The 21,281-nt window shown below is 61.7% G+C and carries 21 protein-coding genes; 15 read left to right on the top strand and 6 right to left on the bottom strand.

Annotation, left to right across the window (positions count from 1 at the left end; translation table 11 throughout):
• Positions 1–84 precede the first annotated feature (84 nt).
• The 5 genes from HJB82_RS02070 to HJB82_RS02050 are packed head-to-tail and all read left to right on the top strand — an operon-like array spanning position 85 to position 4,498.
• Entirely contained in the window at positions 85–1,161 is a 1,077-nt protein-coding gene (locus HJB82_RS02070) for a Gfo/Idh/MocA family protein (protein WP_221139488.1), read from the top strand.
• Positions 1,161–2,006: a sugar phosphate isomerase/epimerase gene (locus tag HJB82_RS02065; RefSeq protein ID WP_221139487.1), complete on the top strand. Its 846-nt coding sequence runs from the start codon at positions 1,161–1,163 to the stop codon at positions 2,004–2,006. The genes HJB82_RS02070 and HJB82_RS02065 overlap by 1 nt, the downstream gene beginning before the upstream one ends.
• Positions 2,003–2,812, top strand: coding sequence for an alpha/beta fold hydrolase (locus HJB82_RS02060; RefSeq protein WP_221139486.1), 810 nt, complete (start codon positions 2,003–2,005; stop codon positions 2,810–2,812). Before HJB82_RS02065 ends, HJB82_RS02060 begins: the two co-directional genes overlap by 4 nt.
• A gap of 4 nt (positions 2,813–2,816) precedes the next feature.
• Positions 2,817–3,518: a ribulose-phosphate 3-epimerase gene (locus HJB82_RS02055; RefSeq protein ID WP_221131425.1), complete on the top strand. Its 702-nt coding sequence runs from the start codon at positions 2,817–2,819 to the stop codon at positions 3,516–3,518.
• Positions 3,519–3,532: 14 nt separating this feature from the next.
• Positions 3,533–4,498 (top strand): ROK family protein, encoded by a 966-nt coding sequence (locus HJB82_RS02050; protein ID WP_221131424.1) that lies wholly within the window; start codon positions 3,533–3,535, stop codon positions 4,496–4,498.
• Positions 4,499–4,538: 40 nt separating this feature from the next.
• On the opposite strand, the gene HJB82_RS02045 is transcribed toward HJB82_RS02050, so the two are convergent.
• Positions 4,539–5,552 (bottom strand): substrate-binding domain-containing protein, encoded by a 1,014-nt coding sequence (locus tag HJB82_RS02045; protein ID WP_221131423.1) that lies wholly within the window; start codon positions 5,550–5,552, stop codon positions 4,539–4,541.
• 269 nt (positions 5,553–5,821) lie between these two features.
• On the opposite strand from HJB82_RS02045, the gene HJB82_RS02040 reads away from it, so the two are divergent.
• The 6 genes from HJB82_RS02040 (at position 5,822) to HJB82_RS02015 (ending at position 12,020) form a co-directional block, all read left to right on the top strand.
• Positions 5,822–7,081 (top strand): ABC transporter substrate-binding protein, encoded by a 1,260-nt coding sequence (locus tag HJB82_RS02040; RefSeq protein WP_221139485.1) that lies wholly within the window; start codon positions 5,822–5,824, stop codon positions 7,079–7,081.
• Between the two features lie 70 nt (positions 7,082–7,151).
• Positions 7,152–8,138 carry a carbohydrate ABC transporter permease gene (locus tag HJB82_RS02035; RefSeq protein ID WP_221131421.1) on the top strand — a complete coding sequence of 329 codons (987 nt, stop codon included), beginning with the start codon at positions 7,152–7,154 and terminating at the stop codon, positions 8,136–8,138.
• Positions 8,138–8,968: a carbohydrate ABC transporter permease gene (locus HJB82_RS02030; RefSeq protein WP_221131420.1), complete on the top strand. Its 831-nt coding sequence runs from the start codon at positions 8,138–8,140 to the stop codon at positions 8,966–8,968. The genes HJB82_RS02035 and HJB82_RS02030 overlap by 1 nt, the downstream gene beginning before the upstream one ends.
• Before the next feature lie 10 nt (positions 8,969–8,978).
• Positions 8,979–10,004, top strand: a complete 1,026-nt coding sequence (locus HJB82_RS02025) for an ABC transporter ATP-binding protein (protein WP_221131419.1) — start codon at positions 8,979–8,981, stop codon at positions 10,002–10,004.
• Between the two features lie 43 nt (positions 10,005–10,047).
• On the top strand, positions 10,048–10,833 hold the full coding sequence (locus HJB82_RS02020) for a ThuA domain-containing protein (protein ID WP_221131418.1): 786 nt from the start codon (positions 10,048–10,050) through the stop codon (positions 10,831–10,833).
• A gap of 149 nt (positions 10,834–10,982) precedes the next feature.
• Complete coding sequence (locus tag HJB82_RS02015; protein WP_221139484.1) at positions 10,983–12,020, top strand: Gfo/Idh/MocA family protein; 1,038 nt, start codon at positions 10,983–10,985, stop codon at positions 12,018–12,020.
• Between the two features lie 113 nt (positions 12,021–12,133).
• On the opposite strand, the gene HJB82_RS02010 is transcribed toward HJB82_RS02015, so the two are convergent.
• From HJB82_RS02010 to HJB82_RS01990, 5 genes are all read right to left on the bottom strand, one after another.
• On the bottom strand, positions 12,134–12,526 hold the full coding sequence (locus HJB82_RS02010; RefSeq protein ID WP_221131416.1) for a DUF4112 domain-containing protein: 393 nt from the start codon (positions 12,524–12,526) through the stop codon (positions 12,134–12,136).
• A gap of 58 nt (positions 12,527–12,584) precedes the next feature.
• On the bottom strand, positions 12,585–13,658 hold the full coding sequence (locus HJB82_RS02005) for an alcohol dehydrogenase family protein (RefSeq protein WP_221139483.1): 1,074 nt from the start codon (positions 13,656–13,658) through the stop codon (positions 12,585–12,587).
• Positions 13,659–13,672: 14 nt separating this feature from the next.
• Positions 13,673–15,052, bottom strand: coding sequence for an aspartate aminotransferase family protein (locus HJB82_RS02000; protein ID WP_221139482.1), 1,380 nt, complete (start codon positions 15,050–15,052; stop codon positions 13,673–13,675).
• Positions 15,053–15,095: 43 nt separating this feature from the next.
• Positions 15,096–16,592 carry an NAD-dependent succinate-semialdehyde dehydrogenase gene (locus HJB82_RS01995; RefSeq protein ID WP_221139481.1) on the bottom strand — a complete coding sequence of 499 codons (1,497 nt, stop codon included), beginning with the start codon at positions 16,590–16,592 and terminating at the stop codon, positions 15,096–15,098.
• 120 nt (positions 16,593–16,712) lie between these two features.
• Positions 16,713–17,210: an Lrp/AsnC family transcriptional regulator gene (locus HJB82_RS01990; RefSeq protein WP_221139480.1), complete on the bottom strand. Its 498-nt coding sequence runs from the start codon at positions 17,208–17,210 to the stop codon at positions 16,713–16,715.
• A gap of 101 nt (positions 17,211–17,311) precedes the next feature.
• Here HJB82_RS01990 and HJB82_RS01985 point away from each other — a divergent pair, with 101 nt between their 5' ends.
• The 4 genes from HJB82_RS01985 to ehuC all read left to right on the top strand — a co-directional run bounded on the left by HJB82_RS01985 (position 17,312) and on the right by ehuC (position 21,281).
• Entirely contained in the window at positions 17,312–18,697 is a 1,386-nt protein-coding gene (locus HJB82_RS01985) for a PLP-dependent aminotransferase family protein (RefSeq protein ID WP_221139479.1), read from the top strand.
• A 122-nt stretch (positions 18,698–18,819) separates the two neighbouring features.
• Positions 18,820–19,605, top strand: coding sequence for an ectoine/hydroxyectoine ABC transporter ATP-binding protein EhuA (ehuA, locus tag HJB82_RS01980; protein WP_221139478.1), 786 nt, complete (start codon positions 18,820–18,822; stop codon positions 19,603–19,605).
• 92 nt (positions 19,606–19,697) lie between these two features.
• The gene (gene ehuB / locus HJB82_RS01975) at positions 19,698–20,546 is read left to right on the top strand and encodes an ectoine/hydroxyectoine ABC transporter substrate-binding protein EhuB (RefSeq protein WP_221139477.1); all 849 of its coding nucleotides are present in this window, start codon (positions 19,698–19,700) and stop codon (positions 20,544–20,546) included.
• A gap of 75 nt (positions 20,547–20,621) precedes the next feature.
• On the top strand, positions 20,622–21,281 hold the full coding sequence (gene ehuC / locus HJB82_RS01970; RefSeq protein WP_221139476.1) for an ectoine/hydroxyectoine ABC transporter permease subunit EhuC: 660 nt from the start codon (positions 20,622–20,624) through the stop codon (positions 21,279–21,281).

The raw sequence follows: 21,281 nt of genomic DNA, 5'->3' as shown, positions 1-21,281 counted from the left end.
TTCGGCGTTTGACGTTTTGAAAGCCACTCCATTCGGCGCCGAAACCGGCGGTCATCTTCAACATCCGACCCAGAGGGCTTATCGATGCCAGCAAAACAGCAACAACGCCTCCGCATCGGCGTACTGGGAGCCGGCCAGATTGCCCAGGCCGCGCACTTCGAGAGCTGCGCGAAGGCTGTGAATGCCGATCTCTATGCGATCTGCGACGTCGCCGCGGATCTCCGCGAACGTATGGCAATCACCCATGGAGCGGAAAAAACCTATGACGACTACGACAGGATGCTGGCCGATCCCGGCCTCGATGCGGTGATCATCGCGACCGCCGATGCCTTTCACGTCCCGGCCTCCATTCGCGCCCTTCAGGCGGGCAAGCATGTGCTGTGCGAGAAACCCGTCGGTGTCACCGTCGAGGAATGCCTTGAACTGAAGGCTGAAGTCGACAGGTCGGGAAAGGTGTTTCAGGTCGGGCATATGAAGCGTTTCGACGCCGGGCTGCAGGCGGCGAAATCCTTCATCCGCGATGAGATGGGTGAGATGGTTGCCCTGAAAGCATGGTATTGCGACAGCACGCACCGCTATCCGATGACCGATGCGGTCCAGCCGCTGATCGTCAGCAGCGCCAATGCGCGCAAACCCTCCGCCAATCCGAAAGCCGACCTGCGCCGCTACTACATGCTGGCGCATGGTTGCCACCTGATCGACACGGCTCGTTATTTTGCCGGCGACATCGTCTCGGTCAATTCCCGCCTGTCCGAGCGAGCCGGCATCTGGTGCTGGTTCGTCGACGTGGAATTTGCCTCCGGCACGCTCGGTCATCTCGATCTCACCGTTCAGGTGCGCATGGACTGGCACGAGGGCTTCCAGATCTATGGCAGGAACGGCAGCATTTTGGGCAAGACCTATAACCCATGGTACTACAAGACGAGTGAGGTCGACATTTTCCGGGAAGCCGATGGCGCCACCCATCGGGTTCTCGGCGCCGATGGCCATTTCTACCGCCGTCAGGTCGAAGGCTTCGCCCGCACCATTCTGGACGGCGCGGTGATGGAAGGCGCCGACATCGATGATGGCCTGGCCTCCGTACGGGCCATGGTCGCCGTCGCGCGTTCCGTCGAAAGCGGCCAGGCGGTTGCACTGGCTGACGTCACGGGTGGCGTGTGATGAAGCTCGGCATCTTCGCAAAGACCTTCGAGGGAATTGAGCCCTCGACCGTCCTCAATTCGGTCGCCCGGGCTGGGTTCGCGGCAGCACAATACAATATGGCCTGCTCGGGTCTGCCGCCGATGCCGGAAAGGATTACGCAAGCCCAGGCCCGCGCGGTCACGGAGGCGTCGCTCAAAAGCGGCGTCGAGATCGTTGCCGTTTCCGGCACCTACAACATGATTCATCCCGATCCCGCCCAACGCGAGACAGGCCTTCGCAATTTGGCGACACTGGCCGAGCGCTGCGCCGGCATGTCGACCGCACTGATCACGCTTTGCACCGGCACCCGCGACCCTGTCGACCAATGGAAGGCACACGCCGACAACGACACGCCGGCGGCCTGGCGCGATCTCCTCGAAGCTATGGAAGCGGCCATCGCAATCGCCGAGCGCTATAATGTGGATCTCGGCATCGAGCCCGAACTTGCCAATGTCGTCAACTCGGCTGAGAAAGCCCAGCGGCTGATTACCGCATTGCAGAGCCCGCGCATCAAGATCGTGCTCGATCCGGCCAATCTTTTCGAGGTCGCGACGCTGGACGAACAGCGCAGCATCGTGTCTTCCGCAATCGATCTTCTGGCCGATCGGATCGTCATGGCGCATGCGAAAGACCGCAATGCTAACGGCAGTTTCGCGACCGCCGGCAAGGGCGTGCTCGACTACGCGCATTATCTCGGCCGCCTCAAGGCAATTGGTTTTACCGGCAGTCTCGTCACCCACGGTCTTTCGGCCTCGGAAGCGGCCGGTGCGGCGGCCTTCCTGAAAAAGACTCTCGACGGCGAAGGCGTGGGGAGAGGACGATGAGACGGGCTGAACCGTTCGAAACCAGCGACGGGACCATTCTCAACGTCGATATGGCGGGCGAGGGCGCGTCGGTCATATTCCAGCACGGCCTATGCGGAGACGCGGCGCAGACCGACGAGGTCTTTCCGCTCGAAACCGGATATCGCCGGGTTACGGTCGAAGCCCGCGGCCACGGCCGTTCTGGGGCCGGTAATCTCGAGCAGTTGTCGATTGCCACCTTCTGCGACGATATCGCCACTTATATCGAGAAGAACCTTATGCTGCCGGTTGTGGTCGGCGGCATCTCGATGGGTGCTGCGATCGCCTTGCGTCTCGCGGTCAAACGGCCCGATCTCGTCAAGGCGCTGATCCTGGCAAGGCCGGCCTGGCTGACGGCATCGGCGCCTGACAATATGGCGCCCAATGCCGAAGTCGGTCGGCTTCTGAAAACCCTGCCGCCGGGTGAGGCAAAGCAGGCATTTCTTGCCGGACCTGTGGGCGTGCGGCTCGCCGCCGAGGCGCCTGACAATCTGGCCTCGCTTGCCGGGTTTTTCTCCCGCGCGCCTCTGGATGTGACCGCCGAACTCCTGACCAGGATCTCAAATGACGGCCCTGATGTGACCGACGCGGACGTTCGCAATCTCGCCTTGCCGACGCTCGTCATCGGCCATGATCGCGACAGCATCCATCCTCTTGGCCACGCGCGTGCTCTTGCCGAGCAGATTGCCGGCGCGCGTTTCGTGCAGATCACGCCGAAAACGGAGAGCCGTCCGCTATATGTCGCCGACTTTCGGCTTGCCGTCGGCAATTTTCTGAAGGAGCTCTGAAACGATGCCTACCCCCTCCAAGACCTGGATCGAAGATCTTCCGAAGGATCGACTGATTGCCGAATTCTCCGTCTGGTCGGCCGATCTCATGCGTCTCGCGGATGATCTCGGACGTGTCGATCCTCACGTCGACATCCTCCATATCGATGTCGCCGACGGCCATTTCGCGCCGGCAATGTTGTTTTTCCCCGATCTCGTCGCCGGTGTGCGCAAAGTTTCCGCACGCCCGATCCATGTTCACCTGATGGTTGCCGACAGCATCATCCTGTCGCAGATCGATCAGTTCGCCGATGCGGGCAGCGACCTGATCAGTCTTCATGTCGAAAACGAAAGCGTTGCCGACGAGGCTCTCGATCTTCTCGACCGCCGCGGTGTCGCAGCCGGCATGGTCCTCAAGGTCGAGACCCCGGTCGAGCGGATAGAAAGATACGTTTCCCGGCTGAGCTTTGTGACGCTGCTCGGCACGGCGATCGGCGTGAAGGGCCAGGGCCTCGACGAGAAAGCCGGCGCCCGGCTTCAACAAGCAAAGCAGATCATCGCCGGCTGCGGTGCGGCTCATCGGATCGTGCTTGCCGCCGACGGCGGCATTCGCGAGCACACTGTGCCCCTCCTGCGCCAGTCCGGTGCGGAAACGGTCGTTCTCGGCTCCCTGGCTTTCAATGCGCCCTCGCTCGACGAGCGGATGGCGTGGGTCCGCACACTCTAAAGCTTGGTCTTCACATGCAGCAGGTTGCCATTGGTATAGACCTCGGCGGAACGCAGGTGCGCGCAGCCCTTGTCAACGAGCAGGGCAGGATCCTGACGCGCTTGGCTGAACCAACGGATGCGCTGGATGGCCCGAACCGGGTGCTCGCCCAGATTTGCGGCTTGGCCGATCGGCTGCTTGCGGCATCCAACCCTGCTTCGGTGGTCGGCGTCGGCGTATCCGCCCCAGGCCCGCTCGATACCGTCGCCGGTGTCGCAACCGATATCCCGACCCTTTCGGGCTTTGTCGATTTTCCGCTGAAGGCGGAGTTGCAGAAGCGGTTTCCGTTTCCGGTCGATCTCGAAAACGACGCCATTGCTGCGGCGATCGGCGAGTGGCAATTCGGTATCGGCAAGGGACTTGATAACCTTATCTACGTCACGGTGAGCACCGGGATCGGCGGCGGGGTTATCTCGGATGGTCGCGTGATCCGGGGCCGCAAGGGCATGGCAGCCCATGTTGGCCACATGTCGGTCGTGCCGAACGGCGAGCTTTGCCCTTGCGGCAACAGAGGCTGTTTCGAGGCCTATGGCTCCGGACCGGCTTTTGCGCGGCGCGCCCAAATAAGGGCGATGGAAAGTCGCGAGACGACGATCGGCAGCGACGGCGGCGCCATCGACAGCCGCAGCGTTTTCGCGGCGGCCCGAAATGGCGACCGTCTGGCAAATCAACTGGTCGACGAGGAAGCGGAAATTCTCGGCCGCGGCTTCACTAGCCTCATCCATATCTTCAGTCCCGATATCATCGTCATGGGGGGAGGGCTCTCCCACGAGTTCGACCGTCTGCAACCGGGCATTCAGGCCTATATCAGCCAATGGGCAATGCCGGCATTCAAGGATGTCAAGGTGATGCTGGCGGCATTGGATCAGAACTCGGGCCTCATCGGCGCGGCGGCTCTGGCGTTTCTGGCGGGGAAGGTCGCTCCGATCGATTCTCTTTAGAAAACTACGCCGAACCCACGCTCATCGCGAGGTTGCTCTGTCAGGGCGGCTGGGCGGTACTTTCCCTCAGGATCAGTTCGACCGGCCACAATTCGTGGACCTCCTCCGCGGCCCGTCCAGCGATGAGCTGCAGCGTCAGTTCCGCGCAGCGTGTGCCCGCAGCACGCATGGAGGATCGCGTCGTCGAGAGCGACGGCGCCATGTTTTCGGCCGTCAGATAAGGGAAGACGTCGTCATGGGCGATGACCGACACATCCTGCCCCACCGTCATCCCAAGCGAACGCACGGCGCGGTAAACACCGAGCGCGGTCATTGTGGAACCGGCGACGATCGCGGTCGGCGGGTTCGCCCTTTCGAGGAAAGAGCGGGCATGGCGAAAGCCGATCTCATCGGAGAATATATCGCAGACCATCAGGTTGGGATCTGCGGCGAGCCCACGCTCCTGTAGTGCAGTGCGAAAACCATGCTCGCGATGGATAGAATAGGTTTTTCCCCGCAGGCCGTTGATCATGGCGATGCGCCGGTGCCCGAGGTCGAGCAGGTGTTCGGTGGCCCTGCGCACGGCATTTTCATTGTCGATATCGAGCCAGGCGTGAACCTGATCGGTCTCCGACCGGCCGTGAACCAGGAAAGGCAGATGAAGGCTGTTCAGCAGCTCGATCCGCGGATCCTTGGGGCGAGGCGAATGAATGATGATCGCATCCACCCGGCGGCTTTCGACCAGGCGTCGATAGGCCTGCATCTCGTCGCCGTCATTGTCGGCGGTAATAGGTGTGATGAGGATATCAGTATCGGCCGTTTCCAGACGCTGCGCCATGCCCGACATGAATTCAGCGAAATGGATTTCCCCCGAACGCGCCATCATGACGCCTATCGCTCCGGCTCTTCCGGTCTTCAGCCTTACGGCATTGATATCGGGGCGATAGCCAAGCCGCATTGCTTCGCTTGCAACCCGGGCTCGCGTGGCTTCGCTCACCTCTGGGTAGCCGCTAAGTGCACGGCTGACCGTCGTCGGAGAAAGCCCAAGCTGCTTTGCAAATTCACGAAGTTTCATCGGATGTCTTCTTTATCTCGGCAATCAATGGACGATGCATTGGCGATGCGCAACGGGCAAGTGCCTAATTCAGCGGTGATTGAAATCGATTTCAATATAGCTGACTTGGGGTGTTGCCTGTAGGCGCCAGAAATTGCCTCGTAAGCTGTATATGGTGCCAGTATTGACATGTTGCGCAACTGTTAAGTGTTAATTTTGCGGCTTGACGCCGCCAAGGCCTTCTGCAATGTTCTGTGGGCCAAATCGATTTCAATTTCTGGGAGGAGATCATGAAACAGTTTGCCTTTGCCTTAACCGCGCTTGCCGTCGCGGTCGCCGGCCCGATCCGCGCTGCCGAAATTTCGTTCGCCGCCAACACCACCGGGAAAAGCATCGAATTCCTTCAGAAGCAGGTGGCGGTTTTCGAGAAGAATACCGGCAATCATGTCAAGCTCGTCACAATGCCATCATCGAGCAGCGAGCAGTTCTCCCAATACCGCCTATGGCTTGCGGCCGGAAACAAGGACATCGATGTCTATCAGACCGACGTGATCTGGGCGCCACAGCTTGCCGACCAGTTCATCGATCTCAAGGAGGCCACCAAAGACGTGGTCGGCCAGTTCTTCCCGTCGATCATCGCGTCGCAGACCGTTAATGGCCGGCTCGTGGCGTTGCCGTTGTTTACCGATGCTCCGGCGTTGTTTTACCGAAAGGACCTGCTCGACAAATACGGCAAGCAGCCGCCGAAGACCTGGGACGAGATGGCCGCCACCGCTAAAGAGGTTCAGGATAAAGAACGTCAGGCCGGACAGAAGGACCTCTGGGGCTACGTGTTCCAAGGGAATTCCTACGAGGGGCTGACCTGCAACGCGCTGGAATGGGTGAAGTCGTCGGGCGGCGGCCAGGTCGTCGAGACGGACGGGACGATCTCCATCAACAATGAGAAGGCGGCTGCAGCACTCGAACGCGCCAAGGGCTGGATCGGCACGATCTCACCGCCAGGCGTGCTCGCCTATCAGGAAGAAGAATCGCGCGGCGTCTGGCAGACCGGTAATGCCGTCTTCATGCGCAACTGGCCCTATGCCTATTCCCTCGGCAATGGTGCCGACAGCGCCGTAAAGGGCAAGTTCGACGTGATGACGCTACCGGTCGCGGCCGCCGGCGACAAGCCGTCTTCGACGCTTGGCGGCTGGAATCTGGCGGTGTCGAAATACTCCGAAAAGCAGGAGGCGGCCATCGCGCTCGTGAAATTCCTGGCGTCGAAGGAGGTTCAGAAGGCGCGTGCCGTCGAGCTGTCCAATTTGCCGACGCTGACGGACCTTTATGACGACAAGGATGTTGCCGCGGCACAGCCCTTCATGCCGAACTGGAAACCGATCTTCCAGGACGCGGTGCCGCGTCCTTCAGCGACGGCCAAAGTCAAGTACAATGAAGTGTCCTCGAAGTTCTGGACTGCAGTTCACAACACACTGTCCGGCAGCGGCTCAGCTGCCGAGAACCTCGAGCTTCTCGAAGCCGACCTGACGACCCTCAAGGGCGACGCCTGGTGAATATCGGGACCGGCGGCTGCCAAGCCGTCGGTCCGGTCTTCGGCCTGAGCCAACGAGGAGTAGGCGTTTCATGACAGAAATCGTAGTTCCACAAGCAATTGAACCAAGGGTTACCAAGCTCAGAGCCTCTACGGAGCTGCAATCCGAACGCATTCGATCTGCCTGGATGTTTCTGGCGCCGACGCTGCTGATCCTGGCGATCGTCGCCGGATGGCCGCTGTTCAGAACGATCTATTTCAGCTTTACCAATGCGTCCCTCAACGACCTTGGCAACGCGCAGTTCGTCGGCTTTTCCAATTATTTGTCGTGGGTGACGCTGAAGAGCGGAAGGACCGTCTATCGCGGGCTGCTTGCCGATCCGGTCTGGTGGCATGCCGTCTGGAATACCGCCAAGTTCACCGTCCTTTCGGTCGTGATCGAGACCGTGCTTGGGCTGATCGTCGCCCTGGTGCTGAATGCCCGATTCGTCGGGCGTGGGATCGTTCGGGCCGCAATCCTCATTCCGTGGGCGATCCCAACGATCGTCTCGGCCAAGATGTGGGCCTGGATGCTCAACGACCAGTTCGGTATCCTGAATGACATTCTGCTCGGCTTCGGCCTGATCAGCGAGAAGATTGCCTGGACCGCCAATCTGGAAACGGCAATGATCGCAGTGCTGATCGTCGACGTCTGGAAGACGACGCCGTTCATGGCGCTTCTGATCCTTGCGGGACTGCAGATGGTTCCGGGCGACATCTATGAGGCCGCCAAGATCGACGGCGTCAATCCGATCAAGGTGTTCTGGCGTCTGACGCTGCCGCTGATCCGGCCGGCCATCATGGTTGCCGTGATCTTCCGGATGCTGGATGCGATGCGCATCTTCGATCTGATCTATGTCCTGACGCCCAACAATGCGCAGACGAAAACCATGTCGGTGATGGCGCGCGAGAACCTGTTCGACTTCGACAAATTCGCCTACGGCGCCACCGCCTCAACGGTGCTTTTCCTGATCATTGCCTCCGTCACCGTCCTTTATATCTGGCTCGGCCGCGTCAAGCTCGGTGGGGAGGAACGTTGATGCTGCTTTCGATCGCCAAAAATACGCTCTTCTACCTGCTCGTCACGATCATCGTCATCATTGCGGTGTTTCCGTTCTACTATGCCATCCTTACGAGCCTGAAAACCGGCACGGCCCTTTTCCAAGTCGATTACTGGCCGACCTCGATCTCTTTCGCCAACTACACTTCCGTGATGGGCCAAGGCGGGTTCGTTCGCAGTCTTGCGAATTCCGCGATGGTCGCCTGCGTCGTGGTTTCCGCATCGCTGTTGCTTTCGATCACCGCGGCATTCGCCTTAGCGCGGGTGAATTTCCGTGGGCGGGCGCTGTTGATGCTGACCATCCTCTCGGTGTCGATGTTTCCGCAGATCGCCGTTCTTGCCGGCCTCTTCGAACTCATTCGCTGGTTCGGCATCTTCAACACGCCTTTCGCGCTGATCTTCTCCTACATGATCTTCACCCTGCCGTTCACCGTCTGGGTGCTGACGACCTTCATGCGGGAATTGCCGATCGAGATCGAGGAGGCGGCGATCGTCGATGGCGCCTCACCATGGGTCATCATCACCCAGGTGTTCATGCCGTTGATGTGGCCGGCGCTGGTGACGACCGGGCTGCTTGCTTTCATCGCCGCGTGGAACGAGTTCCTTTTTGCGCTGACATTCACATCATCGGATACGCAGCGGACCGTCCCAGTGGCCATCGCCCTGCTGTCGGGCAACAGCGAATTCGAGATCCCCTGGGGCAACATCATGGCGGCGTCGGTAATCGTCACCGTGCCGGTTGTCGTGCTTGTTTTGATATTCCAGCGCCGGATCATTTCGGGACTGACCGCCGGCGGCGTCAAGGGTTGAGGAGTAGGACATGGCAGAAATTCGACTGGAGAATATCCGCAAGAGCTTCGGTGCTTTCGAGGTGATCAAGGGCGTGACGATGGACATCCGCAGAGGCGAGTTCATGGTGTTTGTGGGGCCGTCGGGATGCGGTAAGTCCACGCTGCTGCGGCTTATCTCCGGCCTGGAGGACATTACGTCAGGAACCCTCTCCTTTGACAGCACGATGGTGAATCAGCACGCGCCATCGAAGCGAGGGATCGCCATGGTGTTCCAGTCCTATGCGCTCTATCCGCATATGACGGTCTTCGACAACATGGCTTTCGGCATGAAACTGTCCGGGCGCACCAGAGACGAATGCCGCCAGCGTGTTGAAGAGGCGGCGGGTATGCTGCAGCTCTCACCCTATTTGGATCGCTTGCCGCGCCAGCTTTCCGGCGGACAGCGTCAGCGCGTCGCAATCGGGCGGGCGATCGTCCGCGATCCCAAGGTCTTTCTTTTCGACGAGCCGCTGTCCAACCTCGATGCGGCGCTTCGCGTCGCGACCAGGCTGGAAATCGCCAAGCTTCATCGCAGCATGCACAACACGACGATGATCTATGTGACTCATGATCAGGTCGAGGCGATGACGCTGGCCGATCGGATCTGCGTGTTGAGGGACGGCGTCGTCGAGCAGATCGGCACGCCGCTGGAGCTTTACGAAAGCCCCAATTCGCTCTTCGTTGCCGGCTTCATCGGTTCGCCAAAAATGAACTTCCTGTCGGGCGGGCTGGCACAGCCCTATGACAGCCATACAATCGGCGTGCGCGCAGAGCACGTTCGCATCACGGCCGAGTCGCCGATTTGGAGCGGCACGGTCATTCATTCGGAAATCCTCGGCTCCGATAGCTTTGTCTATGTGGATATCGGGGCGGACGAGCCGCTCATCGTGCGGGAGGCCGGTGTCTCCCGTCACGAGCCAGGCCAGACGCTTGGCCTTGCACCACTTGCCGGCCATGTCCACCGTTTCGACCCCTCAGGCCGGGCGCTGGAGCGGGCATCCCTGCGGGCTGCCTGATCTTCCCAAGGCTCGATCCGTTTAACTACCAGGAGTGAACAACGTGACCATTCGCACCATTGTCTGGGGTGAAAACATCCATGAGAACACCAATGAAATCGTCCGGGGCATCTATCCCGAAGGCATGCACACGGCGATCGCCAATGCGCTGAATAGCGATTCCGATATTTCAGCGACGACAGCGACGCTGCAGGAGCCGGAACACGGCCTCAGCGAAGCCCGACTTGCCGAAACCGACGTACTGACCTGGTGGGGCCACAAGGATCATGGCGCGGTCTCCGACATCGTCGTCGAGCGGGTCGCCAAGCGCGTCTGGGAAGGCATGGGCCTGCTTGTCCTGCATTCCGGGCATTTCTCGAAAATCTTCAAGCGGCTGATGGGCACGCCCTGCGCGCTGAAATGGCGTGAGGCGGGCGAGCGCGAGCGGCTGTGGACGATCAACCAGCGCCATCCGATCGCCGCAGGCATCGGCGAGCATTTCGAGCTCGAGAACGAGGAAATGTACGGCGAGCAGTTCTCGGTGCCGGAGCCGCTCGAAACGGTATTCATCTCCTGGTTCCAGGGCGGCGAAGTGTTCCGCTCGGGCCTGACCTGGCGCCGTGGCGCCGGCAACATCTTCTATTTCCGCCCCGGCCACGAAACCTATCCGACCTATCACGACATCAATGTCCAGAAGGTGCTGATCAATGGCGTGAAGTGGGCCTATAACCCGCAGGGGTCGTTGACGAGCATTACCGACGCTCCAAATGTGCCGGTAGAAAAAGCACTGGAGCCGATCGTTGAACGTGGCCCTAGACTTCACCAGGCCGGCGAAGCCGGTTACCGCTGAGGAGCTGAGACACCTTACTCGCGTGGACGCCAAGCCAGGGTTGGCCCGGAAGAAACGGGCTGATCTCTTCCTTGGCAAGAGCGTCGGGCGCTTGCGAAAGACGACCGATTTTGCTGCCAACAATTCGACAAACAGCCATGAGGACAAAGATGCGCTTGATCATTCTCGGAACCGGAGGATGGGCAAATACCCATGCCATGAATTTCTCGGAAATCGCCGGCGTCAAAATTGTTGCCGCCGTCGATACGGACGAGGTCCGGTTGCGGGCTTTCGCGCTCAGGCATGCTATCCCGCTGACTTTCACATCGCTCGATGACGCTCTCGCCTGGGGGGAGTTTGATGCCGTGACCAATGTCACGCCGGATCGCGCCCACTATTCCACGACGATGAAGATACTTCGCGCCGGCAAGCATGTGCTCTGCGAGAAGCCGTTGGCGGTGAACTACCGCGAGGCCAAGGAGATGGCCGACGCCGCGGCGGCGTCCGGCAAGGTCACAATGGTAAACCTGACATACCGGAATGTCGCGCCGCTGCAAGCAGCGCGCAAGATGGTGCTTGACGGACGTCTCGGCGCGATCCGGCATTTCGAAGCCTCCTATCTCCAGAGCTGGTTGGTCTCAAAGGCTTGGGGAGACTGGACCAAGGAATCGCAATGGCTTTGGCGGCTGTCGACGAAACACGGCTCCAATGGTGTGCTTGGTGATGTCGGTATCCATATTCTCGACTTCGCGGTCTTTGCCGCCGGAAGCGACGTCAAGGCGGCGGCATCGCATCTTAAAGTGTTCGACAAAAGCCCTGGCAACCGGATCGGGGAATACGACCTCGATGCAAATGACAGTTTCTTGATGATGGCTGAACTCGAAAACGGTGCGGCTGGCGTTATCCATGCAACGCGATGGGCGACCGGCCATCTGAACGAATTGCGCCTGCGCCTGCATGGAGACAAGGGCGCGCTGGAGGTGGTGCATACGCCTGAGGGCTCGACGCTGAGGACCTGTGAAGGCGCTGACGCCGACAAGGCAATCTGGCGCAAGATCGAAGTCGAACCGGTCATCACCAATTTCCAACGATTTGCCAACGCCGTGCGAAAAGGACAGCCGGACGAGCCAGGTTTCGGCCACGCTGCCAAGCTGCAATTTGTTCTTGATCACGCGGTGAAGACGGCGGGCGCTTTGACTGATCTTTAAAGCCCTGTCAGATTGAACCATTCTGTTGGCTCAAACGGAGTCGGATGGTGGATCGGCGTCGAGCCTCGCAGGGGCTCCTCGCCAAGAGCAGCAGCAGGTGGCGGCCGACCTCGTCAAATGCGCTGATTCAGCTCGTCTTCGTTCACGCCGAAATGGTCGAGGATGATGCCGACGTTGCGGCGATGAGACTTGAAATAGACGTCGAAAATATCGCCGATCAGGGGAACCGTGCCGCAGGCGGCGTCGACGCCGAGATTGGCGGCCATGCGTGCGAGTTTGTGAGTGGGAAGGCCGAGACGCCTTGCTTCATCGATGATGAAAAGACCGATCAGGGATCCGGCAATGTCGCCGACGGCCGGGATGAGACCGAGGACCGAGTCCGCGCCGATCCGTACGCCGATGACCGGCAACCGAACCGCCGTATCCATCAGACGGGCTATGCCGACAGCGCGCCGAATTCGCCCGAGTTCGGCAGAGGTGAGGTATGTCGTTTTGCCCGTGTCCATGGCCGTGAAACGCCGCAGAGCCGATAAGGTTCGCCTGCGGCGTGCTCGGAGATCGCGCTTATCTCTTGTCCGGAACCACGACCAATTTGCCGACGAAGTTCTTCGCCATGAAATCGGTCTGGGCGCGGTGGAATTCCGACAAGGGGTAGACGCCGCCGACGAGGGGCCGGATCTTCCGGCTCTCGATATAGCCGACAAGCCGGCGGAAGTCGGCGCGGCTGCCCTGGCTTGAGCCGTGCAATTCCAGCTGCTTCAGATACATGGTCCTGAGGTCGAGCTGGACGACCGGGCCGGCGATGGCGCCGGCCGTGGTGTAGCGGCCTTCCGGGCGCAGGATCTTCAAGAGGTCGTTGAACAGCGGACCGCCGACGAGATCGGCGACGACATCGATCGGCTGTCCGCCGGCTGCCGAATAAACGGCTTCGACCAGATCGCCCCTGCCGCGGGTCACCACCGCTTCGGCGCCGATCTCGATCATCGCCGCCTCCTTGCCGGGACCGGCGACCGCGATGGGGATGGCGCCGCGGGCGCGCGCAAGCTGGATGATCGCCGAGCCGACGCCGCCCGAGGCGCCGGTGACGAGGATACGTTCGCCAGCGACAAGCCTCGCCCGTTCCAGCATGCGTTCGCCGGTCAGATAGGCGCAGCAGAAGGTGGCGAGTTCGACGTCGGTCAGATCGGTTGCGACGAGATGGGCGTTCTCGGCCGGCAACGCCATATATTCGGCATAACCGCCGTCGCGGCCATGGCCCATGTAGTCGATGTCGGCAAGGCTGTCGTCGTCCCGGTTGTAGATCGAGAAGTCGACCATGACGCGTTGACCGATGCGTGCCGGATCGACGCCGGCACCGACGCCAACGATGTGACCGACCGTATCGGTGCCCTGAATGCGGGGGAAGGTCAGCGTATTGCCCTGCCGGCGCCAGGTGGAGACGGCGGCCGGGTCGTCCTCGGTACCATAGGCACCCTCGCGCACCCAGACATCGGTATTGTTCATGCCGCAGGCGGTGACGCGGATCAGCACCTCGCCGTCCGCAGGCGTCGGCACCGATACGTCGTCGCGGTAGACGAGCTTGTCCATTCCGCCATGGCCGATGAGCAATATGGCCGCCATCTTTTCCGGGATCGTCATGCCGCTCTTCTCCCTCAGATGCTGTTGAAGACGGTTTCGATCGTCTCTGCCGCGGCCTTGACGACGATGTCGGCCTCTTCGCGTGTCAGGCAGAGCGGCGGGGCGAAGCCGAGGATATCGCCCTGCGGCATGGCGCGGCCGATGACGCCGCGTTCGAGAAGGGCGGCGGCCACCTGCGGCCCGATCTTTCGGCTGGGATCGAAGAATTTGCGGTCGTCCCTGTCCTCAACGAATTCGATTGCCGCCATCAGCCCGTCACCACGGACTTCGCCGACATGTCGGTGGCTGCCGAGAGCTTTTGTCAGTTCCGAGCGGAAATAGGCGCCGGTCGTACCGGCATTCTCGACGATGCCGAGTTCGTCGATCAGTTCGAGATTGGCAATGCCGGCGGCAGCGCAGATCGGATGGGCGGAGTAGGTCCAGCCGTGACCGATCGCCCCCATCTGGTCGGAGCCCTGCACCAGCACCTGCCACATTTTGTCGGAGACGATCGTGCCGGAAAGCGGAGCATAGGCCGAGGTCAGGCCTTTGGCGATGGTGATCAGATCCGGCTTCATGCTGTAGTGATCCGAGCCGAACATCGTGCCGAGACGGCCGAAGCCGGTGACGACTTCGTCGGCGACGAGCAGAATGTCATATCTGTCGAGCACGGCCTGGATCTTCTGCCAGTAGCCTGTCGGCGGCGGCACGATACCGCCGGTGCCGAGGATGGGTTCGCCGATGAAGGCAGCGACCGTGTCCGGGCCTTCGGCGATGATCATCTCCTCGAGCTTGTCGGCGCAATATTGCGAAAACTGCTCCTCGTCCATCGACCGGTCGGAGCGGCGGAAATAATAGGGCGCTTCGGTATGCAGCACCGGCGCCCGCGGCAGGTCGAAGGCGTTGTGGAAGAGCGCAAGGCCGGTCAGGCTGCCGGTCATGACGCCGGAACCGTGATAGCCGCGCCAGCGCGAGATGATCTTCTTTTTCTCAGGACGGCCGAGGATGTTGTTGTAGTACCAGATCAGCTTGATGTTGGTCTCGTTGGCATCCGAGCCCGAAAGCCCGAAATAGACCCTGGACATGCCGGCCGGCGCGCGGTCGATGATCATCTTCGACAGCGTAATCGAGGCTTCGGTGCCGTGGCCGACATAGGCGTGGTAATAGGCGAGGTTCTTTGCCTGTTCGGCGATCGCGTCGGCAATCTTCTGGCGGCCGTAGCCGACATTGACGCAATAGAGGCCGGCAAAGGCATCGAGGCTCTTCCGGCCGCTCGTATCGGTGATGTAAACGCCTTCGCCGCCGGCAACGACGCGTGTCGGGGTCTCGCCGCGGGCATGCATGCCCATATGGGTCGAGGGATGGAAGAAGTGATCGCGGTCCCAGGCGGTGAGTTCGTTGCTTTTCTCGAACATGTCCTATCCTCTTTGTTGAAATGGGGCTCACTTGAAATGCGGGTCAGGCGGCCGTGTCGATGCAGAGATATTTGAGCTCGGTGAAGGCCTCGAGCCCATGGCGGGAACCCTCGCGGCCGAGGCCGGACTGCTTCCAGCCGCCGAAGGGAACGGGGCCGCCGGTGATTTTCACGCGGTTGACCGCCACCATGCCGTATTCCAGCGCGCGGCCGAGACGCATCTGGCGGGCGCCGTTCTCTGTGACGATATAGGCGACGAGGCCGTATTCGGTATCGTTGGCGCGGGCGATCACCTCTTCCTCCGTGTCGAAGGTGGTGACGGCAGCCACCGGCCCGAAGGTCTCCTCGCGCATGATCAGCGCATCTGCCGGCACATCCGTCAGCAGCGTCGGCTCGTAGAAGAGCCGGCCGGCCTTGTGGCGCCTGCCGCCGGTGACGAGCCGCGCGCCGCGCGCCAACGCGTCGGCGACCTGTTCCTCGACCTTGGCGACGGCGCGCTCATGCATCAGCGGCCCGATCTCGACGCCATCCTCGAAGCCTGCACCAACCTTCAGTTCGGCGATGCGGGCGGCGAAGGCCGTGGTGAAGGCATCGGCGATGCGGCGCTGGACGAAGATGCGGTTGGCGGCAAGGCAATCCTGTCCCGATGTGGCAAACTTGGCGTTGACGGCGATCTCGACCGCTTTGGTGATATCGGCGTCGTCGAAGATAATCAGTGGCGCGTGGCCGCCGAGTTCCATCACCAGCCGCTTCAGGCTCGGCGCGCACTGGGCGGCGATCAGGCGTCCGATCTCCGTGGAGCCGGTAAAGCTCATGGCGCGCAGGCGGGTATCGGCGCACATGCGTCCGACGACCGTCACGGCATTGCCGGTGACCACGTTGAAGACGCCGGCGGGAAGGCCGGCGCGTTCGCCGAGTTCGGCAAGGGCAAGGGCGGAAAGCGGCGTCTCCGAGGAGGGATGGGCGACGACCGTGCAGCCGGCGGCAAGCGCGGCAGCGGCCTTTCGGGTGAGCATGGCAGAGGGGAAATTCCAGGGGGTGACCATGCCAACGATGCCGAGTGCCTCCCGCCGGACGATCATTTCCGCGCCGGGCAGGTGGCTGGTGACGCTTTCGGCGTTCGCCCGTTTGCCTTCCTCGGCATACCATTCGATGAAGGAGGCGGCATAATCGATCTCGCCGCGCGCTTCCGCAAGCGGCTTGCCCTGTTCGAGCGTCATGATCAGCGCCAGGTCCTCCTTGGCTGCGAGCATCAGCCCATGCCACTTGCGCAGGATCGCCGCCCGGTGCTGCGGCAGCATGGCGCGCCACGCGGCGAAGGCCTCCGACGCCGCGTCGATCGCGGCTGCCGTCTCTTCCGCGCCGAGGCTCGCAACCCAGGCCAGCGTTGCCGAAGAGGCCGGGTCGGTGACTTCGAAGCTCTTTCCTGCGGCGCCGGCGATCCAGCGGCCGCCGACATAGGAGAGATCGCGCAGGAGATGACGGTCGGCGAGCCGCGACAACGCTTCATGAAAGGCGGGGCGGGCAAAAACGGCGGTCATGTCCAGTCTCCTCGTTGCGGTTGACACAAGTCTTCCACGGAAGCGGACGAGAGATTGTCTGTTGGCGGCGGCGGAAAGAGAGAGATGGTCTAAAGGATGGCGATCTCGTAGAGAGATTGTCTACGGCGCGGACTGCTCCTCGCCGTCGGCGACAAAGGAAGAAACCGGGAGCACCGTTTCCTCCTTCACCACCTTGGTGACGATGTAGGTGAAGTAACGGTCGATGCCGAGTTCGCGGTCGAGAAGACCGTCGACGAGCCGCTGGTAGGCGTCGATATCGGCGGCGATGATCTTCAGGATGTAATCGACGCCGCCGCCGACCGACCAGCAGGCGACGATCTCCGGAATTGCAGCGACGGCGCGCTCGAAGCGCTCGAAATCCGCCTGGCGATGGTTGGCAAGCGTCACTTCCATCATCACGCTGGCGACCGGCGCGATGCGTCGCGCGGCGATGCGGGCGTGGTAACCGGTGATGATCCCGGCCTTTTCGAGCTTGCGCAGCCGCATCCAGCACGGTGTCGGCGACAGACCGGCCTTTTCGGCCAGCGCCAGCTTGGTGATGCGGCCGTCGCGCTGGACGGCGTCGAGAATGCGCAGGTCGATGGCGTCCAGCTTCATGGTGCTTTCTTTAGAAAGAAATCATTTCAAACGCAGGGAAAAGACAATGGGTGCGCATTTTGGCATTGTCAATTGAACTGATTTTCAGCAGTGTTGAAATCATGACAAAGTGGCGCCCCGATCCCTCGCAACTCCGCCGGCCGGCCTATCTCTCGCTTGCCGAGCAGATCGCCAACGCGATCACCGACGGCAAGCTTTCCGACGGCATGCAATTGCCGCCGCACCGCAAGCTGGCGGACGATCTGCATCTTTCGGTGCAGACGGTGAGCCGAGCCTATGACGAACTCAGCCGCCGGGGGCTGATCTCAGGCGAGATCGGCCGCGGCAGCTTCGTCCAGACGCGGCCGCGCGAGCCGGAGCCGCCCTATCTGCCGGAACGGCTGGGAGAGGTGATCGATCTCTCGATCCTGAAGCCGGTCTGCGAGCAGATCCATCTCGATAAGCTGCGCCAGGCCTTCGGCTGGCTTTCGGAAAACCTGCCCTCCAGCTCGGCCCTTTCGTTCCGGCCGAACATGGTGTTTCCACGCCACCGCACTGTCGCCACCGAATGGCTGGCGCGCTGCGGGCTGGAGGTGTCGCCGCTGAACGTCAGCGTGACGAACGGCGCGACGTCAGGCATGACGGTGGCGCTGATGAGCGTCGCCCCGCCCGGCTCGACGGTCGCGACCGAGGCGATCAGCCACCATACGCTGGTGCCGCTCTGCGGCTATCTCGGCCTGCACCTCGAGGGGCTGGCGATCGACGAGGAGGGCATGATCCCGGAGGCGCTCGACGAAGCCTGCCGGACGGGGCCGATCCGGGCAATTTTCCTGCAGCCCTCGGTGATCAATCCGATGGCGGCACTGATGAGCGCAGAGCGCCGGCAGGCGCTCGCCACCGTCGCCGCCAAGCATGACATAGCGATCATCGAAAACGATATTCTCGGTCCGATGGTCGAGAACCGGGCGCCGCCGATGGCCGCCTTTGCGCCGGAGCGGACGCTCTACATCACCAGCTTCACCAAGATCACCGTTCCGGGCCTGCGGATCGGGTACCTCGTCGCACCCGACCGCTATGTCGCCGCCGTCGCCAACCGGCACCTCGTCTCCAACTGGATGGCGACACCTGCCATGGCCGAGATCGCCACCCGCTGGGTCAGCGACGGCACCGCGATGGAACTGGTCAACTGGCAGCGCCGTGCCCTTGCGAGCCGCCATGTGATCGCGGCGGAGATGCTGGCCGGCCTCACCTACCGGGCACATCCGCAAAGCCTGCATGTCTGGCTGCCGCTCTCCGGCAACCATACCGAGGATGGCTTCGTGTCGCAGGCAAGGCTGCGCGGTGTGGCGATCGCGCCCGGCAAATCGTTCCGCACGGCCGATCAGGGCTGGACGCCGGCCGTGCGCATCTCGCTTGGCTCGACAACGGAAAGCGAGTTGCGGACCGGGTTGGGGATCGTCGCCTCATTGGCGCAGGGAAATCCGGAAGAACTGCTGCTTGCGATTTGACGCGGCTGCCCTGCGTTTGCGCATGCGCAGAATAATTGTCATGATATTATTTTACGAATTGACATGATTTGGATGCGCCGTCATCGTTAGGACATTGCTTGTCTCAACAGGGAGAGACATGAATGCCTCAGCCCATCATCCGCATCGACAACATCGTCAAGAGATACGGTCCGCTGACCGTGCTCGACGGCCTGTCGATGAATGTTATGCCGGGCGAGAAGCTGGCGCTGATCGGGCCGTCCGGCTCCGGCAAGACGACGATCCTGCGCATCCTGATGACGCTGGAGACGATTAGCGGCGGCCATATCGAGGTCGACGGCGAACAGCTCTATCACATGCCGAATAGCAGCGGGCTGGTGCCGGCCGATGAACGGCATCTGCATCGCATGCGCGAAAAGATCGGCATGGTCTTTCAGCACTTCAACCTGTTCCCGCATAAATGCGTGCTCGACAACGTGACGCTGGCGCCGATGCTGACGAAGGGCATCAAGCGGCCGCTAGCCGAAAAGCGGGCGATGGAGCTTCTCGAGATGGTCGGCCTGGCCGACAAGGCGAAGAGCGTCCCGGCGCAGCTATCCGGCGGGCAGAAGCAGCGCGTCGCCATCGCCCGGGCGCTGGCGCTGTCGCCGAAGATCATGCTGTTTGACGAGGTAACTTCGGCGCTCGACCCGGAACTGGTCGAGGAGGTGCTGAACGTCATGCGGCGGCTGGCCTCCGAGACCGACATGACCATGCTTCTCGTCACCCACGAAATGGGCTTTGCCCATGATTTCGCCGATCGCGTGCTGTTCTTCGACCGCGGCAAGATCGTCGAAGAAGGCAAGCCTGCCGACATCTTTCGCAATCCGACGCAGGAGAGGACGCAGATCTTCCTGCGCAAGATCATCGCGGCTGGGCACCGCGTCTGAATCATTGCGGCGGGGCACCGCGTCTGACCGCTTGACGGCAGGCATTGCCCGCAAAGAACAAGACTCAAGGAAAGCCAGAGGAGTTGGGAACGATGAAAGCAGGATATCTTTTGACCGCCGCCAGCCTGTCGGTGCTGCTGATGGCGGCCGCGGGCCCCGCATCCGCCGCCGATGACAAGCTCGAACAACTCAAGGAGCAAGGCTTTGCTCGCATCGCCATCGCCAACGAGCCGCCGTTCACGGCCGTCGGCGCCGACGGCAAGGTGTCGGGTGCGGCACCCGATGTGGCGCGCGCAATTTTCGAAAAGCTGGGCGTCAAGGAAGTGGTCGCCTCGATCTCGGAATATGGCGCGATGATCCCCGGCCTGCAGGCCGGTCGCCACGACGCGATCACCGCCGGCCTGTTCATGAAGCCGGAGCGTTGCGCTGCCGTCGCCTATTCCGAACCGATCCTCTGCGACGCCGAAGCCTTCGCGCTCAAGAAGGGCAATCCGCTGAAGCTGACGAGCTACAAGGATATCGCCGACAATCCGGACGCCAAGATCGGTGCGCCGGGTGGCGGCACCGAGGAGAAGCTGGCGCTCGAGGCCGGCGTGCCGCGTGACCGCGTCATCGTCGTTCCGGATGGCCAGAGCGGCATCAAGATGCTGCAGGACGGCCGCATCGACGTCTACTCGCTGCCGGTTCTGTCGATCCACGACCTGATGGCCAAGGCGAACGATCCGACCCTCGAAACCGTCGCCCCCGTCGTCAACGCGCCGGTCTATTGCGATGGCGCCGCCTTCCGCAAGCAGGACGTCGCCCTCCGCGATGCCTTCGACGTCGAGCTGAAGAAGCTGAAGGAATCGGGCGAATTCGCCAAGATCATCGAGCCCTACGGCTTCTCGGCCAAGGCTGCGATGTCGACGAGCCGTGAAAAGCTCTGTGCCGCGGCGAAGTAAACAGGGGTAATCAGCCGGCCATGCCTTGGGCATGGCCGGCTGATCCTCGCACCATCTCCAGAGAGTGAGTTGCCGATGTCGGTATGGTCCGGCTATCTGACACTGATCCTTGAGGGCGCCCTGGTGACGCTCGAACTGACGGTCATGGGATCTGCGCTGGCGCTTGTCATGGCCTTCCTGGCGGGCCTCGGCCGGCTGTCGCGCTTCTTCGCCGTCCGGGCTCTCGCGACGGCCTATATCGAGTTCTTCCGCGGCACCTCGATCTTCGTCCAACTCTTCTGGGTCTATTTCGTGCTGCCTTTTGCCGGGTTGACCCTGACGCCGCTGCAGGCGGGCGTGCTGGCGCTCGGGCTGAATGTCGGCGCCTATGGCGCGGAAGTGGTGCGCGGCGCCGTCAAGGCGGTCGGGCGGGAACAGTCGGAAGCCTGCGTCGCCCTCAACCTTTCGCGATACCAGCGCATGCGCCACGTCATCCTGCCGCAGGCGCTGCCTTTGATGCTGCCGACCTTCTGCAACAATGCGATCGAGCTCCTGAAGGGCACGGCCGTCGTGTCGCTGATCTCGCTGACGGACATGACGTTCCAGGCGCAGGTGGTGCGGGCGCAGACCGGCAATACGCTGGTGCCCTTCGCGACGATCCTCATCCTCTACTTTCTCATGGCCTTGGCGATCTCCGCGACGATGCGCTGGCTGGAGCGGCGAATGGCCCGCAGCCTCGACGGCATAAGGACCTGA

It is taken from the genome of Rhizobium sp. NZLR10, from assembly GCF_019685125.1.
GTDB lineage: Bacteria > Pseudomonadota > Alphaproteobacteria > Rhizobiales > Rhizobiaceae > Rhizobium.
This window is presented reverse-complemented; position numbering and strand designations above follow the sequence as displayed.

Coding starts and splice junctions, on each gene's coding strand:
- ehuC (WP_221139476.1), top strand. CDS start 20,622: ATGTCGGTATGGTCCGGCTATCTGACACTGATCCTTGAGGGCGCCCTG.
- ehuB (WP_221139477.1), top strand. CDS start 19,698: ATGAAAGCAGGATATCTTTTGACCGCCGCCAGCCTGTCGGTGCTGCTG.
- HJB82_RS02000 (WP_221139482.1), bottom strand. CDS start 15,052: ATGTTCGAGAAAAGCAACGAACTCACCGCCTGGGACCGCGATCACTTC.
- HJB82_RS02030 (WP_221131420.1), top strand. CDS start 8,138: ATGCTGCTTTCGATCGCCAAAAATACGCTCTTCTACCTGCTCGTCACG.
- HJB82_RS01990 (WP_221139480.1), bottom strand. CDS start 17,210: ATGAAGCTGGACGCCATCGACCTGCGCATTCTCGACGCCGTCCAGCGC.
- HJB82_RS02035 (WP_221131421.1), top strand. CDS start 7,152: ATGACAGAAATCGTAGTTCCACAAGCAATTGAACCAAGGGTTACCAAG.
- HJB82_RS02045 (WP_221131423.1), bottom strand. CDS start 5,552: ATGAAACTTCGTGAATTTGCAAAGCAGCTTGGGCTTTCTCCGACGACG.
- HJB82_RS01985 (WP_221139479.1), top strand. CDS start 17,312: ATGACAAAGTGGCGCCCCGATCCCTCGCAACTCCGCCGGCCGGCCTAT.
- HJB82_RS02015 (WP_221139484.1), top strand. CDS start 10,983: ATGCGCTTGATCATTCTCGGAACCGGAGGATGGGCAAATACCCATGCC.
- HJB82_RS02060 (WP_221139486.1), top strand. CDS start 2,003: ATGAGACGGGCTGAACCGTTCGAAACCAGCGACGGGACCATTCTCAAC.
- HJB82_RS02010 (WP_221131416.1), bottom strand. CDS start 12,526: ATGGACACGGGCAAAACGACATACCTCACCTCTGCCGAACTCGGGCGA.
- ehuA (WP_221139478.1), top strand. CDS start 18,820: ATGCCTCAGCCCATCATCCGCATCGACAACATCGTCAAGAGATACGGT.
- HJB82_RS02050 (WP_221131424.1), top strand. CDS start 3,533: ATGCAGCAGGTTGCCATTGGTATAGACCTCGGCGGAACGCAGGTGCGC.
- HJB82_RS01995 (WP_221139481.1), bottom strand. CDS start 16,592: ATGACCGCCGTTTTTGCCCGCCCCGCCTTTCATGAAGCGTTGTCGCGG.
- HJB82_RS02005 (WP_221139483.1), bottom strand. CDS start 13,658: ATGACGATCCCGGAAAAGATGGCGGCCATATTGCTCATCGGCCATGGC.
- HJB82_RS02070 (WP_221139488.1), top strand. CDS start 85: ATGCCAGCAAAACAGCAACAACGCCTCCGCATCGGCGTACTGGGAGCC.
- HJB82_RS02055 (WP_221131425.1), top strand. CDS start 2,817: ATGCCTACCCCCTCCAAGACCTGGATCGAAGATCTTCCGAAGGATCGA.
- HJB82_RS02065 (WP_221139487.1), top strand. CDS start 1,161: ATGAAGCTCGGCATCTTCGCAAAGACCTTCGAGGGAATTGAGCCCTCG.
- HJB82_RS02040 (WP_221139485.1), top strand. CDS start 5,822: ATGAAACAGTTTGCCTTTGCCTTAACCGCGCTTGCCGTCGCGGTCGCC.
- HJB82_RS02025 (WP_221131419.1), top strand. CDS start 8,979: ATGGCAGAAATTCGACTGGAGAATATCCGCAAGAGCTTCGGTGCTTTC.